This is a genomic window from Pseudomonas sp. HMWF006, from assembly GCF_003061205.1.
Lineage (GTDB): Bacteria > Pseudomonadota > Gammaproteobacteria > Pseudomonadales > Pseudomonadaceae > Aquipseudomonas > Aquipseudomonas monsensis.
Window position 1 is genome coordinate 10,502 of sequence record NZ_QAIU01000401.1, and the last position, 13,961, is coordinate 24,462.

The following is a 13,961-nucleotide window of genomic DNA, read 5'->3' on the forward strand; positions in this document are numbered from 1 at the left end:
CATCATTGCCGTACTCGGCGAGGAGTTCGGTCTGGTCGGCATCTGCGTGCTGTTGCTGATCTATTTATTGCTGATCGGCCGGGGGCTGGTGATCACCGCTCAGGCGCAGACACTGTTCGGCAAATTGCTCGCCGGTGCGTTGACCATGACGTTTTTTGTTTACGTTTTCGTCAACATCGGTATGGTCAGTGGCCTGTTGCCGGTCGTGGGGGTGCCGTTGCCGTTCATTAGCTACGGCGGAACTTCGCTGGTGACGCTGCTGTCAGCGTTTGGGGTTTTGATGTCGATCCATACCCATCGCAAGTGGATCGCACAGGTTTGAATAAGGTGAAGAGTTCAATGCAAGTTATGCGTGGCTGGGCGACTCGATGCGCGCCGCTGGTTGGCCTGATGGGCCTGCTGGGCAGCGTGCAGGAAGCGCTGGCCGGCGAATACGAAGGCTCGCCGCAGGTGGCCGAATTCGTGGGTGAAATGACCCGCGACTATGGTTTCGCCGGTGAACAGCTGATGGGGGTGTTCCGCGAGGCAGAGCGCAAGCAGTCGATTCTTGACGCGATCTCCAAGCCCGCCGAGCGGGTCAAGCAGTGGAAAGAATATCGCCCGATGTTCATCACCGACGCGCGCATTGCCCGGGGCGTGGACTTCTGGCGTCAACACGAGGCAACGCTGGCTCGCGCTGAACAGGAATACGGCGTGCCGGCACAGGTCATCGTGTCGATCATCGGCGTCGAGACCTTTTTCGGACGCAATACCGGTAATTTCCGGGTGATCGATGCCTTGTCCACCCTCGGTTTCGACTATCCTCCCCGTGCCGAATTTTTCCGCAAGGAACTGCGTGAGTTCCTGCTGCTGGCGCGTGAAGAACAGGTCGATCCCCTGACCCTCAAAGGCTCGTACGCCGGGGCGATGGGATTGCCGCAATTCATGCCGAGCAGCTTCCGCGCCTATGCGGTGGATTTCGACGGTGACGGCCATATCAATATCTGGAATAACCCGGATGATGCGATCGGTAGCGTCGCCAGCTATTTCAAGCGCCATGGCTGGGTGGCCGGGGAACCGGTGGTCAGCCGGGCCGATGTGCGTGGCGAGCAGGTCGACGAAGGCCTGACCACCGGCATCGAACCGACGAAGACCGTCGGAGAGTTGCGGGCGCTGGGCTGGTCAAGTCATGATGCGCTGCGCGATGATATGCCGGTTACTGCATTTCGCCTCGAAGGCGACAACGGCCCTGAATACTGGATGGGCCTGAAGAATTTCTACGCGATCACGCGTTATAACCGCAGCGTGATGTACGCCATGGCCGTACATCAACTGTCTGAAGAGCTGGTAAAAGCACGGGGCGTCAAGTAATGCGGGCATTGCCTAACAATAAACCCCTGAAGCTGGTGGCATTCGCTGCGTTGGCGGTGCTGGTCGCCAGTTGTTCGACCAGCCGTTCCCCGACTCAGAAAACCTCGAATACTGCAGTGCGGGCGCAGCCTGGCCTGGACATCAACCGCGCGCACAAAGACGGCGCGCCGTGGTGGGACGTCGATGTGTCGCGCATCCCTGATGCCACGCCGACCCTGCACACCGGTCCGTACAAGGCCAACCCGTACACGGTGCTGGGCAAGACGTACTTCCCGTTGCAGGAATCCAAGACTTACGTCGCCTCGGGCACTGCGTCGTGGTACGGCACCAAGTTTCATGGCCAGAACACCGCCAACGGCGAAGTCTATGACCTGTACGGCATGAGTGCCGCGCACAAGACTCTGCCACTGCCAAGTTACGTTCGGGTGACCAACCTGGACAACAACAAGAGCGTGATTCTGCGGGTCAACGACCGTGGGCCGTTCTATTCGGACCGGATCATCGACTTGTCCTACGCGGCCGCCAAGAAGCTCGGTTATGCCGAAATCGGCACCGCGCGGGTCAAGGTCGAGGGCATCGACCCGCAGCAGTGGTGGGCCGCCAAGGGCCGTCCGGCGCCGCTGATGCTCAACGAGCCGCAAGTCGCGCAAACTAGCGCGCCGACCATCACGGCTTCGGCCGGTACCGTCGAGCAATGGACCCCGCCGCCGCAGCAACACGCTGCGGCCGTCGTGCCGGTTCAGCTTGATGCAAAAAAAAACGCTTCTGCACCAGCGTCTGGCCAGTATCTGCAGGTGGGCGCGTTCGCCAACCCGGACGCTGCAGAACTCCTGAGGTCGAAGCTCAGCGGGATGGTGAGCGCTCCGGTGTTCATCAGCTCGATCGTGCGCAATCAGCAGACTCTGCACCGGGTACGCCTGGGGCCGATCGGTTCGCCGGGTGAAATTGCCCAGGTGCAGAACAGTGTGCGCCTGGCCAACCTTGGTTCGCCAAGTGTGGTCAGCGAGTAATACGTAGACTTGATTGACGGTTCACTTGCGGTATTGGGGGGTGAACCAGGTTGTTGGCTCGTCGAAGAACAAAAGCCCGGTAAGGGTGACTGGAGTGAGCAACTGAACACGCGATGGCCCGTTAGAAGGCTGTCTGAATAGTTTTGCCTTCGGGCAAGTTTCCATTAGCGATTTCGAGAGACGGATGAACATCACCACCTTTGCCAAACGCCTGTGTCTGCTAGTCCCGCTGCTCCTCTCGCCAGCCGCCTTCGCGGCCGAGATGATGCCGTCGCCACCACAACTGGCTGCCAAGGCCTACGTTCTGATGGATGCCAGCAGCGGCAACGTGCTGGTCGAAAACAATGGCGACCAGCGTCTGCCACCGGCCAGCCTGACCAAACTGATGACCGCGTACATCGCTACGCTGGAAATCCGTCGCGGCCAGATCGGTGAAAACGATCCGGTGACCGTCAGCGAAAACGCCTGGCGCACCGGCGGTTCGCGGATGTTCATCAAGGTCGGTTCGCAAGTCACCGTCAGCGACCTGCTGCACGGCATCATCATCCAGTCCGGCAACGACGCCAGCGTGGCGCTGTCCGAGCACATCGCCGGCAGCGAAGACGCCTTCGCCGACCTGATGAACAAGACGGTCACCGACCTGGGCATGACCAATACCCACTTCATGAACCCGACCGGTCTGCCAAACCCTGAGCACTACTCGTCGGCTCACGACATGGCGATCCTCGCTCGCGCGATCATCCACGAAGACCCGGCTCACTACGCGATCTATTCGCAGAAAGAGTTCTTCTGGAACGGCATCAAGCAGCCTAACCGCAACCTGTTGCTGTGGCGCGACAAGACCGTTGACGGTCTGAAAACCGGTCATACCGACGAAGCCGGCTACTGCATGGTGTCCTCGGCTGTACGTGACGGCCAGCGTCTGATCGCCGTGGTGTTCGGCACCAACAGCGAAGTGGCCCGCGCCGCCGAGACCCAGAAGCTGCTGACTTATGGTTTCCGCTTCTTCGAAACCCAGACCTTCTATCAGAAGGGCACCGAACTGGCTCAGGCCCCGGTGTGGAAAGGCACCACCAATCAAGTCAAGGCCGGCCTGGCTGAAGACCTGACCATGACTCTGCCAAAAGGCCAGCTGAAGAAGCTCGCTGCCAGCATGACCATGAACCCGCAACTGACCGCGCCAATCGCCAAGGGCGACGTGATCGGTAAAGTCGAAGTCAAACTGGAAGACAAGGTGGTGCACAGCGCTGACCTGATCGCTCTGGATGGCGTCGAGGAGGGTGGTATCTTCCGCCGCATGTGGGATAGCATCCGTCTATTCTTCTACGGCTTGTTCAACTGATTTGTGTTGACCTGCATGGCCCCGCCCCGATCCGGTGCGGGGCCATGTGCGTTACCACGGCTTGCGCTCTAGAGGCCGTTACGCCATGACCGATACCGAAGTAAAGGCGCCAAAGATCGAATTTCCCCAGACTGATTATCCGATTAAGGTGATCAGCGACACGGGCGTCGGCAACAAAGACAAGATCATCGACATCGTCAAGAAACACGCGACCATCAATGATGAGCGCATCGACGAACGTCAAAGCAGCAATGGCAAATACACCACCATCCAGTTGCACATCGTCGCGACCGATCAGGATCAGCTGTACAACATCAACAGCGAACTGCGGGCTTCCGGTTTCGTGCACATGGTGTTGTGATGCCGGGCACGCTGGGCTTTCGCGAACTTGGCCAGATGGCTTACGAGCCGGTCTGGCATGCCATGCAGCGCTTCACCAACGAACGCGGCAGCAATGCCGCCGACGAAATCTGGCTGGTCGAGCACCCTCCGGTGTTCACCCAGGGCCAGGCCGGCAAGGCTGAACATTTGCTGCTGCCGGGAGATATCCCGGTGGTGCAGGTCGATCGCGGCGGGCAGGTGACTTATCATGGTCCCGGCCAGCTGGTGGCCTACCTGCTGCTGGACGTGCGCAAGCTGGGTTTCGGCGTACGCGATCTCGTCACGCGCATGGAACAGTGCCTGATCGAACTGCTGGCCAGCTACGGCGTGACCGCCGCAGCCAAGCCGGATGCTCCCGGCGTCTACGTCGACGGAGCGAAAATCGCTTCTCTGGGTTTGCGGATTCGCCACGGTTGTTCCTTTCATGGCCTGGCCCTGAACGTGGATATGAACCTGGAACCGTTTCGACGGATTAATCCCTGCGGCTATGCCGGGCTGGCGATGACCCAGCTGAGCGATCACGCAGGACCGATTGAATTTGCCGAGGTAAGTGCCCGGCTGCGCGCGCAGCTCGTCAAACACCTCGACTATGCTGAGCAGACGACCCTGACGGGCGGAATCGACTGATATGACTACTGATGCAGTGCAAACCATGATCCCGACGCTCGACGTGACCGAGCGCCCGGCCCCGCGTCCCAAGGTTGAAGCCGGCGTCAAGCTGCGCGGCGCCGAGAAGGTTGCACGCATCCCGGTAAAGATCATTCCGACCACCGAGCTGCCGAAGAAACCTGACTGGATTCGTGTGCGCATCCCGGTTTCCCCGGAAGTCGACCGAATCAAGAGCCTGCTGCGCAAGCACAAGCTGCACAGCGTCTGCGAAGAGGCATCCTGCCCGAACCTGGGCGAGTGCTTCTCCGGCGGCACCGCGACCTTCATGATCATGGGCGACATCTGCACCCGTCGCTGCCCGTTCTGCGACGTGGGCCACGGTCGTCCGAAGCCACTGGACGTCAACGAGCCGGAAAGCCTGGCCATCGCCATCGCCGACCTCAAGCTCAAGTACGTGGTGATCACTTCGGTTGACCGCGATGACCTGCGTGACGGCGGTGCCCAGCACTTTGCCGACTGCATCCGCGAAATCCGCAAGCTGTCGCCGAACGTGCAACTGGAAACCTTGGTCCCGGACTACCGTGGCCGCATGGACATCGCCCTGGAAATCACTGCTGCCGAGCCGCCGGATGTGTTCAACCACAACCTGGAAACCGTGCCGCGCCTGTACAAGGCTGCGCGTCCGGGTTCGGACTACCAGTGGTCGCTGACCCTGTTGCAACGCTTCAAGCAGATGATGCCGCACATTCCGACCAAATCCGGCCTGATGCTGGGCCTGGGCGAGACGGACGAGGAAGTCATCGAAGTCATGAAGCGCATGCGCGAACACGACATCGACATGCTGACCCTCGGTCAGTACCTGCAACCGTCGCGCAGCCACTTGCCGGTGCAGCGTTTCGTGCATCCGGACACCTTCGCCTGGTTCGCCGAGGAAGGTTACAAGATGGGCTTCAAGAACGTCGCTTCCGGCCCGCTGGTACGTTCGTCGTACCATGCCGACGAGCAGGCGAAACTGGTCAAGGCCGAGCTGCTCGGTTCCTGATTCTGCGCTGAAGGCTGCATCAAATACCCGCTTCGGCGGGTATTTTTGTTTGGGTTGTTAACCTCTGAACCTTGTGGCGAGGGAGTTGGCTCGCGCTGGAGTGCGCAGCCGTCCCGAAGATCCTGGGGGCGCTGCGCAACCCGGCAGGAGCCGGCGCCCTCGCCACGAATTATTGAGTGAGCTCACCTCTTTTGTTTGTCGCTTTACCTGACTACTGTGTCCGCAAGACTTCACACAGGGAGACCCATGGATGACTGTTCGACCGACACATACCCTCGTTGCGCACAGACCGGTGCCGGCGCTGCCATCTGAGGGGCTGATTGGCGTGATCGCCCCCGCAGGGCCTGGAGCGCTGAACACCGAAAAAGCCGTGCAGTGGATGCGCGCCCGTGGTTATGCATTGAAGGTGTTTCCCGGGGTCTACGAGAAGGACGGCTATCTGGCCGGCAGTGACGACGTACGCCTCAATGACCTGCACGCTGCATTCGCCGACCCCGAGGTCGACGCGATCATCTGCCTGCGCGGTGGCTACGGCACGCCGCGTCTGCTGGACCGGATCGACTACGACCTGCTGAGCCGCCATGCCAAGCCGTTTGTCGGCTACAGCGACATCACCGCGCTGCATCTGGCGATCAGCCGTTATGCCGGCTTTGTGACCTTCCATGGCCCGCTGCTCAATGCCGACCTGTTGGGTGACAAGGAGCCACCGACCGTCACGTCATTCTTCGCCATGCTGCGCGGTCAGGTGAAGGCGGGGAGTGTGCTGAGTCATCCGGTGGCCTATCCATTGACCACTGTCGAGCCGGGTATTGCTCATGGGCGGCTGCTGGGCGGTAATCTGGCGATGATTGCCTCAACGCTGGGTACGCCATACGAAATCGACGTGGAGGGCGTGATTCTGTTGATCGAGGACGTCAACGAGCCGCTGTACAGGATCGACCGTTTGCTCACGCAAATGCGTCTGGCCGGCAAATTGGCCCGATTGCGTGGGGTACTGGTCGGTGATGTCGCTGGCGTGGATAGCGACGCGTTGAACCGCTTGCTCAAGCAGACTTTTGAACCGTTGCGAATCCCGGTGCTGTCCGGTTGGCGCAGCGGGCATTGTGATCCGAACCTGACACTGCCGATGGGGGCGCTGGTGAGGCTGGATGCGGGGAAGAAGGAGTTGATGTTGGAGCAGGATGTGGTCACCCGATAATGTGTGGGTGAAGCAAAAAGATCGCAGCCCTCGGCAGCGCCTGCACGGTAAGCATCAATCCCGTGCAGGCGCTGCCGAAGGCTGCGATCTTTTGATTTTGCTTTACTGCGTGCGCAGGCTCTCGAGCAACTTGTGCGTCGGATACCCGTCCGCCGGCCAGCCAAACGACTGCTGGGCACTGCGGATGGCCTTGCGCGTGTTGGCGCCGATGATGCCGTCCGCCGTTCCGGCATCGTAGTTACGCGCGCTCAGCAGGTTTTGCAGCTCGATGCGTTCGGTGCGGCTCAGCGGCAGGTCATCCTTGGGCCAGGTGCCATTGATCAGGCCGCCACCGTCGAAGCGCTCGGACAACAGGCTCACCGCCAGAGCATAGGACGACGAGTTGTTGTACTTGAGGATCGCCCGGAAGTTGTCGAGAATCAGGAACGCCGGGCCACGATAGCCTGCCGGCAGCAGCAGGGCCGCGGACAGCTGTTCCGAACCGGCTGGCGCCTGACCGCCATTGGGCAGGATTACCCCCAGTTGACGCCATTCGGCAACGCTCTTGCGAATCGCGCCATCGGCCAGGGTGTAATTGAAACCGCTTGGCAGTTGCACTTCAAAGCCCCACGGCTGACCACGCTGCCAGCCGGAACTTTGCAGATAGTGCGCGGTGGAGGCCAGGGCATCGGCCGGACTGCCCCAGATATCGCGGCGACCGTCACCGTCGAAATCCACCGCATGGGTGTTGTAGGTGGTCGGAATGAATTGGGTCTGCCCCATCGCTCCGGCCCACGAACCCAGCATCTTCTCTGGAGTGATATCGCCTTGTTGCAGGATCTGCAGGGCGGCGATCAATTGCGCATGGGCAAATGTCGGGCGACGGCCTTCGTAGGCCAGGGTGGCCAGCGAGTTGATCACCGACTTGTTGCCCTGGAACTGACCGAAATTGCTTTCCATCCCCCACACCGACACCAGTGCCTGGCGATCGACGCCGTAACGCTGTTCGATGCTCTGCAGAATGTCGGCGTACTGGCTGATCAGCGCCTGGCCCTTGCGCACCCGCAGCGGCGATAAGGCGCCGTCGAGGTATTCCCACACTGGCCGTGAGAACTCCGGCTGACTGCGGTCGGCTTTGATCACGCTGGCATCGAAGCTGACATTGGCGAACGCGCGATCGAACAGGTCGGCGCGAATACCAGCGGCCAGCGCATCCTTGCGAAAACCCGCCTGCCATTCGGCAAAGGTCTGGGTCGGCTGGAGATCGAGAGGGTCGGCGGACGGCACTACCGGCGGGATGATCGCTGGGGCCGTGGCAACTGGGGCGGCTTGCAGGGGTTGCGCGTCGGCGGCGGTGGGTTTTTCCGCGCAGGCGACAAGCAGAATGAAGCTGGAGGCAGCGATCAGCTGGCGAACGGGCCAACGACGGGAAAGACTAAAGGGCATGCACAGTTCCAGGGGATACGGATCAGGTGCAGACCTTAACATGACCAGGGGGTGCTGCGCTTCAGGCGGCCAGAAAGTAAGAAGCCTCCCAGTTGTCAGACTGGAAGGCTTCGCGGCGGTAGCTGCCTTTACCCTTGGCTGGTCGTTCCTGGCGGCTGCGGAACAGGGGTTGGGCGACGATGGATTTGGCCTTGTTCGGGCCATGTTTCGATGGCTTTTTGCTCATGAGGGCTCTCTCGAGTGAGTGGGTTTTGCGCGGCAAATAATCTGCCGATGTTGGGCGTCTGTCCAGTTCCTGTTATGTGGGAATGTGTTGACGCTTTCGCGAGCAGGCTCGCTCCCACATTTGGAATGCATTTCAATGTGGGAGCGAGCCTGCTCGCGAATGGTCGTTATGCGGTAGGACAGGTTATTCGGCGGGAAGTGTCAGGCGCTGACCGGCCATCAACAACGCCAACCGGCTCAGGCTCATCCACGGCGAACCGGCGGCCTGGCCCTTGATCTGTGCATCTATACGCTGGGCTTCGAGTAGCAACTGCGCCCAACGTGGCGCCGAGTAGCGTTGCAGGGCCTTGCTCATCAGTGGTTTGCGCTTGTCCCAGACCGGTGGTTTCGCCTGACTGAAGCACTTGTCCAGCGGCGTGCCCTGGCTGTACTGCAACGAGATATTGGCCAGCAGCCGCAGTTCCCGTGCCAGCGCCCAGAGAATCACCGGCGGCTCGACCCCTTCACCGCGCAGGCCTTCGAGCATACGCAAGGCGTGAGCCGGTTCGCCATTGAGCACGGCATCGGTCAGGCCGAACACGTCGAATCGGGCACTGTCGGCCACAGCGGCCTGCACGGTTTCGACGGTGATCTGCCCACCTTCGGCCATCAGCTTGAGCTTTTCGATTTCCTGTGCGGCGGCGAGCAGGTTGCCCTCGACGCGTGCGGCAATCAGTTCGACCGCGTCCTGACTCGCCGACAAGCCGGCCTGCGACAGGCGCTGACGAATCCAGCTCGGCAACTGGTTGGCGTCCACCGGCCAGATCTGGATGAATTGAGTCTGCTGACCTTCGACCAGCGCCTTGCCCCATTTGGTTTTCTGCGCGCTGCCATCGAGCTTGGGCAGGCTGATCAGCAGCACCGTGTCTTCCGCAGGGCGCGAGCAGTATTCGATCAGCGCGGCAGCGCCCTTGTCACCGGGTTTACCCGAAGGCAGGCGCAGTTCCAGCAGGCGTTTCTCGGCGAACAGCGACATGCTGGCACCGGCCTGCAACAACGTGCCCCAATCGAAATTGGCGTCGGCAGCGAATACCTGGCGTTCGTCGAAACCTTGCTGGCGGGCCGCACTGCGGATGGCGTCGGCAGCCTCCTGACACAACAGCGGGTCATCGCCGCTGATGATGTAAACGGGCGCAAGCGTGCCTTGCAGGTGTTTGCCGAGTTGAGCGGGAGCGAGCTTCATGGGAAATACCGAACGGGGCGCCTGAGCGCCCCGATCCTCTTACTGCTGCGGTATTTCGAGCGGCGACTGACGCGGGGTTTCCGCTTCAGCCTTTTGCGCGGCTTCCAGCGCATCGGCTTCAGCCTTGGCCCGTGCGTTGGCGGCTTGTTGCAGTTGCTGCAGTTGAGCCGGCGTCAGCTGTTGCAGACGCAGCATCATGCGCTGAACCAGCTCGCGACGGGTTTCACTACGCGCTTCGTTGGCTTCCTGATCGGAGCCGACGAGGTTGTTGCCGTCGTGGATAAATACCTTCTGCACTTCAAGCTTGTCGCTCAACAGCGAAAGGTTCTTGTCGCCACGGATGTCGTAGCTCAGCACCGTGCTGACCTGATACTCGCCCGTACGACCGGCGCCGGCGTAGCTGAGGATGCGTTGGCTTTCCTGCTCGTCAGCCAGGTACAGCTTGTACGGAGCACCGCTGTAAACCTTGACGCCACTGGACTCCAGCGTCTGACGCAGCTGGGTGACGGTCTCGCCATAAGCGTTGCGGGCGCTCAGGTCGAGCTCCTTGAGCGTCAGTTCATTGGTGCCAGTACCGCGCAGCTGGAAACCACAGGCGCTCAACAGGACGGCAAGGCCCATCACCAGCAGATTGCGTTTGATCATTGTGTTGCTCCCCTTGAAACCATGTGGGCCGACCGTGCGGCCCGAAAGGTTTTACTTGGCGCCGGACAACACCGGCGCCCGATCCAATTAGCTGGCGACGATATTGACCAGTTTCCCGGGCACTACGATCACTTTACGAATAGTCAGGCCGTCGACGAAACGCAGTACGTTTTCGTTGGCGCGGGCTGCCGCTTCCACTTCTTCGCGCGTCGCGCTGGCCGGCAAGTCGATCTGCCCGCGCAGTTTGCCGTTGACCTGGATAACCAGGGTCAGGCTGTCCTGCACCAGTGCGCTCTCGTCCACAACCGGCCAGTCGGCGTCGATCACTGCGTCGGCGTGACCCAGTTGTTTCCACAGTTCGTGGCTGATGTGTGGCGTGATCGGTGCCAGCAGCAGCGTCACGGCTTCCAGGCCTTCGTGAATCAGCGCGCGATCCTGTTCGGTGCCTTGTGCGGCTTTTTCCAGCACGTTCATCAGCGTCATCACCTGAGCGATGGCGGTGTTGAATTTGTGATTCTGGCCGACGTCATGGCTGGCCTGTTTGATGGCCAGGTGAGTCGCGCGGCGCACGGCTTTCTGCTCATCGTTCAGGCTGGCGACGTCCAGTTTGCCCGGCAGGCCCTGAGTGACGTGGGCTTGCGCCAGACGCCAGACGCGCTTGAGGAAACGGTGCGAGCCTTCAACGCCGGAGTCGGACCATTCGGCGCTCATGTCTGGCGGCGAAGCGAACATCATGAACAGGCGGCAGGTGTCTGCGCCGAACTGATCGATCATCGACTGCGGGTCGACGCCGTTGTTCTTCGACTTGGCCATTTTCTCGGTGCCACCGATTTCCACCGGCAGGCCGTCGGATTTCAGTTTGGCGCTGATGACCTTGGCTTTGCTGTCGCGTTCGAGCTCGACGTCGGCCGGGTTGAACCAGGTGTAGGCGCCATTGGCTTCGCGACGATAATAAGTCTCGGCGATCACCATGCCCTGGGTCAGCAGGTTCTTGAACGGTTCGTTGGAGCTCACCAGGCCTTCGTCGCGCATCAGCTTGTGGAAGAAGCGCGCGTACAGCAGGTGGAGAATGGCGTGTTCGATACCGCCGATGTACTGGTCGACCGGCAGCCAGTGATCGGCTGCGGATTTTTCCACCAGACCGCCTTCGAAGTGCGGCGAGGCGTAACGGGCGTAGTACCACGAGGACTCGACGAACGTGTCCATCGTGTCGGTTTCACGCTTGGCCGGCTGGCCGCATTTCGGGCAGCTGCACTCGTAAAACTCGGGCATGCGTGCCAGCGGCGAACCGGCGCCGTCTGGCACCACGTCTTCCGGCAGTACGACGGGCAGTTGATCTTCCGGCACGGGTACGTCACCGCAAGCATCGCAGTGGATGATCGGGATCGGGCAGCCCCAGTAGCGCTGACGGCTGATGCCCCAGTCGCGCAGGCGGAACTGAGTGCGCGAGGCGCCGAGGTTCTTCTTGATCAGTGCGACTTCCATGGCATCGAAGGCGCCCGCGAAGTCCAGGCCGTCGAACTCGCCGGAGTTGATCAGCGTGCCGTGCTCGCCGTAGGCGTCCTGCCACGGCGCCGGGTTGGTGTCACCGGAGCTGGTGCGTACCACCGACTTCACCGGCAGGTTGTACTTGTGGGCGAATTCAAAATCACGCTCGTCGTGAGCCGGTACTGCCATGACGGCGCCATCGCCGTAGTGCATCAGTACATAGTTGGCGACCCATACCGGCAGTTTTTCGCCGGTCAGCGGGTGCTCGACGAACAGGCCGGTCGGCAGGCCTTTCTTCTCTTGGGTGGCGACGTCGGCTTCGGCCACGCTGCCGCCCTTGCATTCGGCGATGAACGCTTGCAGCTCAGGGTTGTTCTTCGCTGCGAGGCTGGCCAAGTGGTGTTCGGCGGCGACGGCAACGTAGGTCGCGCCCATCAGGGTGTCCGGACGGGTGGTGAAGACTTTGAGGGTGCCTTCTTCGCCGATCGAGTCGACGTTGTACGGGAACTGCACTTCCATGCCGCGGGATTTGCCGATCCAGTTGCGCTGCATGGTCTTGACCTGTTCCGGCCAGCCCGTCAGTTCGTCGAGGCTCTCCAGCAGCTCATCCGCGTAGGCGGTGATCTTGAAGTAGTACATCGGGATTTCGCGCTTTTCGATCAGCGCGCCGGAGCGCCAGCCGCGACCGTCGATCACCTGTTCGTTGGCCAGAACGGTCTGGTCGATCGGGTCCCAGTTCACGGTGCCGTTTTTACGGTAGATCACGCCTTTTTCGAACAGGCGAGTGAACAGCCATTGTTCCCAGCGGTAGTAATCCGGTTTGCAGGTGGTCACTTCACGGGACCAGTCCACGGCGAGGCCCAGGCTACGCAGCTGGGACTTCATGTAGGCAATGTTTTCGTAGGTCCACTTGGCGGGGGCCACGTTGTTCTTCATCGCAGCGTTTTCTGCCGGCATGCCGAAAGCGTCCCAACCCATTGGTTGCAGAACATTCTTGCCTTGCATGCGCTGATAGCGGGAGATCACGTCGCCGATGGTGTAGTTGCGCACGTGCCCCATGTGTAGCTTGCCGCTGGGGTAAGGGAACATCGACAGGCAGTAGTAGGTTTCCTTGCCTGGCTGTTCACTGACTTCAAAGGACTTTTGCTCGTCCCAGAACGACTGGGCGGCGGCTTCGATTTCACGGGGCTGATATTGTTCGTGCATGGCTACTTTTGTACTGGATAGGGGTGGCCTAATCCTCTTCAACGCAGGTTCCGGGGTGGCCCGGACGAGCTGGAAGTGGAATTACAGGAAGCGCCGTAGCATACATGACCGCGCTTGGCCTAGGGAAACCCTGATTACAGCTGTTTGGTCCGGCAAAACCGTGGCGAGGGCCGTTGGTCGCGGCGTGCAGCCGGTTTGTACAGCGAAGCTAAGCTCTAAGTGGGGAGTGAGTCTTATCTTCAATGAGGTGAGGGATGGTGGAGCAACGGAAAAAAAACGTAACGAAACCCGAGTTGTACGAAAGGCTGATCGACCGTCTGGGTGTGGCCCTGGACACTTTGAAAACCGCCGACCGGCTGCGCGATGAGCGCCCCCTGGAACTGGAATTGCGTGGCTTGAGCCCCGCCGAGTTCAAACTGGTCAAGGCCTATCTGGATCGCAGTGAACGTGAAACGCATGGATGCCTGTCACAAGCAGTGAAGCAACTCGATGCAGCACATTCGGCCAAGGTCATCTGGCTCAAGGACAAGGCACCCCGCAGAGAGACCGACAAGGTTCGTTCTCTGCAGGCCAAGTAAGCGCATGGCAGGTCAAGAACCGGATCTTTTTCAACAGGATCCCACCTATTGGTTGTAACGCTCTATTAACACTTTTAGGCTTCGGGCATCTGTGGAGATGCCCGATGCCTTTTCGTTATTTCATCAAACAACTTTTATTGCCGCCCGGCATCCTTTTGCTGCTGTTGCTGGCCGCGTGGTGGCTGCGCCGCTCGCGGCCGCGCCTGGCTGGCGTGTGTTTCGCCATTGGCTTTGGTGGAA

General features: G+C 60.6%; 14 protein-coding genes and 1 pseudogene. 10 read left to right on the forward strand and 5 right to left on the reverse strand.

Annotated elements, in window-relative coordinates:
• From DBR24_RS32450 to DBR24_RS16605, 8 genes are all read left to right on the forward strand, one after another.
• Positions 1 to 322, forward strand: a 322-nt coding sequence (locus DBR24_RS32450) for an FtsW/RodA/SpoVE family cell cycle protein (RefSeq protein ID WP_256591566.1), incomplete at its 5' end; no start/stop codon positions are given.
• Between the two features lie 17 nt (positions 323 to 339).
• Positions 340 to 1,350, forward strand: coding sequence for a lytic murein transglycosylase B (gene mltB, locus DBR24_RS16575; protein WP_123463833.1), 1,011 nt, complete (start codon positions 340 to 342; stop codon positions 1,348 to 1,350).
• Positions 1,350 to 2,360 (forward strand): septal ring lytic transglycosylase RlpA family protein, encoded by a 1,011-nt coding sequence (locus tag DBR24_RS16580; protein WP_128615293.1) that lies wholly within the window; start codon positions 1,350 to 1,352, stop codon positions 2,358 to 2,360. The genes mltB and DBR24_RS16580 overlap by 1 nt, the downstream gene beginning before the upstream one ends.
• Positions 2,361 to 2,544: 184 nt before the next feature.
• The gene (locus DBR24_RS16585) at positions 2,545 to 3,702 is read left to right on the forward strand and encodes a D-alanyl-D-alanine carboxypeptidase family protein (RefSeq protein WP_123463836.1); all 1,158 of its coding nucleotides are present in this window, start codon (positions 2,545 to 2,547) and stop codon (positions 3,700 to 3,702) included.
• Between the two features lie 85 nt (positions 3,703 to 3,787).
• Positions 3,788 to 4,063, forward strand: coding sequence for a DUF493 domain-containing protein (locus DBR24_RS16590; RefSeq protein ID WP_027612895.1), 276 nt, complete (start codon positions 3,788 to 3,790; stop codon positions 4,061 to 4,063).
• On the forward strand, positions 4,063 to 4,710 hold the full coding sequence (gene lipB, locus DBR24_RS16595; RefSeq protein ID WP_128615294.1) for a lipoyl(octanoyl) transferase LipB: 648 nt from the start codon (positions 4,063 to 4,065) through the stop codon (positions 4,708 to 4,710). The genes DBR24_RS16590 and lipB overlap by 1 nt, the downstream gene beginning before the upstream one ends.
• A 25-nt stretch (positions 4,711 to 4,735) precedes the next feature.
• Complete coding sequence (gene lipA, locus DBR24_RS16600; RefSeq protein ID WP_160768663.1) at positions 4,736 to 5,734, forward strand: lipoyl synthase; 999 nt, start codon at positions 4,736 to 4,738, stop codon at positions 5,732 to 5,734.
• Between the two features lie 250 nt (positions 5,735 to 5,984).
• Complete coding sequence (locus tag DBR24_RS16605) at positions 5,985 to 6,932, forward strand: LD-carboxypeptidase (protein ID WP_128615295.1); 948 nt, start codon at positions 5,985 to 5,987, stop codon at positions 6,930 to 6,932.
• A gap of 102 nt (positions 6,933 to 7,034) precedes the next feature.
• On the opposite strand, the gene DBR24_RS16610 is transcribed toward DBR24_RS16605, so the two are convergent.
• The 5 genes from DBR24_RS16610 to leuS form a co-directional block, all read right to left on the reverse strand.
• Entirely contained in the window at positions 7,035 to 8,357 is a 1,323-nt protein-coding gene (locus DBR24_RS16610) for a lytic murein transglycosylase (protein WP_128615296.1), read from the reverse strand.
• A gap of 61 nt (positions 8,358 to 8,418) precedes the next feature.
• The gene (arfA, locus tag DBR24_RS16615; protein ID WP_128615297.1) at positions 8,419 to 8,583 is read right to left on the reverse strand and encodes an alternative ribosome rescue factor ArfA; all 165 of its coding nucleotides are present in this window, start codon (positions 8,581 to 8,583) and stop codon (positions 8,419 to 8,421) included.
• Positions 8,584 to 8,766: 183 nt separating this feature from the next.
• On the reverse strand, positions 8,767 to 9,804 hold the full coding sequence (holA, locus tag DBR24_RS16620) for a DNA polymerase III subunit delta (RefSeq protein ID WP_123463841.1): 1,038 nt from the start codon (positions 9,802 to 9,804) through the stop codon (positions 8,767 to 8,769).
• Between the two features lie 39 nt (positions 9,805 to 9,843).
• A complete protein-coding gene (gene lptE / locus DBR24_RS16625) occupies positions 9,844 to 10,449 on the reverse strand; it encodes an LPS assembly lipoprotein LptE (protein WP_128615298.1) in 606 nt (201 codons plus the stop codon).
• 87 nt (positions 10,450 to 10,536) lie between these two features.
• Complete coding sequence (leuS, locus tag DBR24_RS16630; RefSeq protein ID WP_128615299.1) at positions 10,537 to 13,143, reverse strand: leucine--tRNA ligase; 2,607 nt, start codon at positions 13,141 to 13,143, stop codon at positions 10,537 to 10,539.
• Between the two features lie 254 nt (positions 13,144 to 13,397).
• Here leuS and DBR24_RS16635 point away from each other — a divergent pair, with 254 nt between their 5' ends.
• Both DBR24_RS16635 and DBR24_RS32455 read left to right on the forward strand, forming a co-directional pair.
• The gene (locus DBR24_RS16635; protein ID WP_123463844.1) at positions 13,398 to 13,721 is read left to right on the forward strand and encodes a hypothetical protein; all 324 of its coding nucleotides are present in this window, start codon (positions 13,398 to 13,400) and stop codon (positions 13,719 to 13,721) included.
• A 104-nt stretch (positions 13,722 to 13,825) separates the two neighbouring features.
• Positions 13,826 to 13,961: pseudogene (locus DBR24_RS32455) on the forward strand (YdcF family protein); the annotation flags it as partial.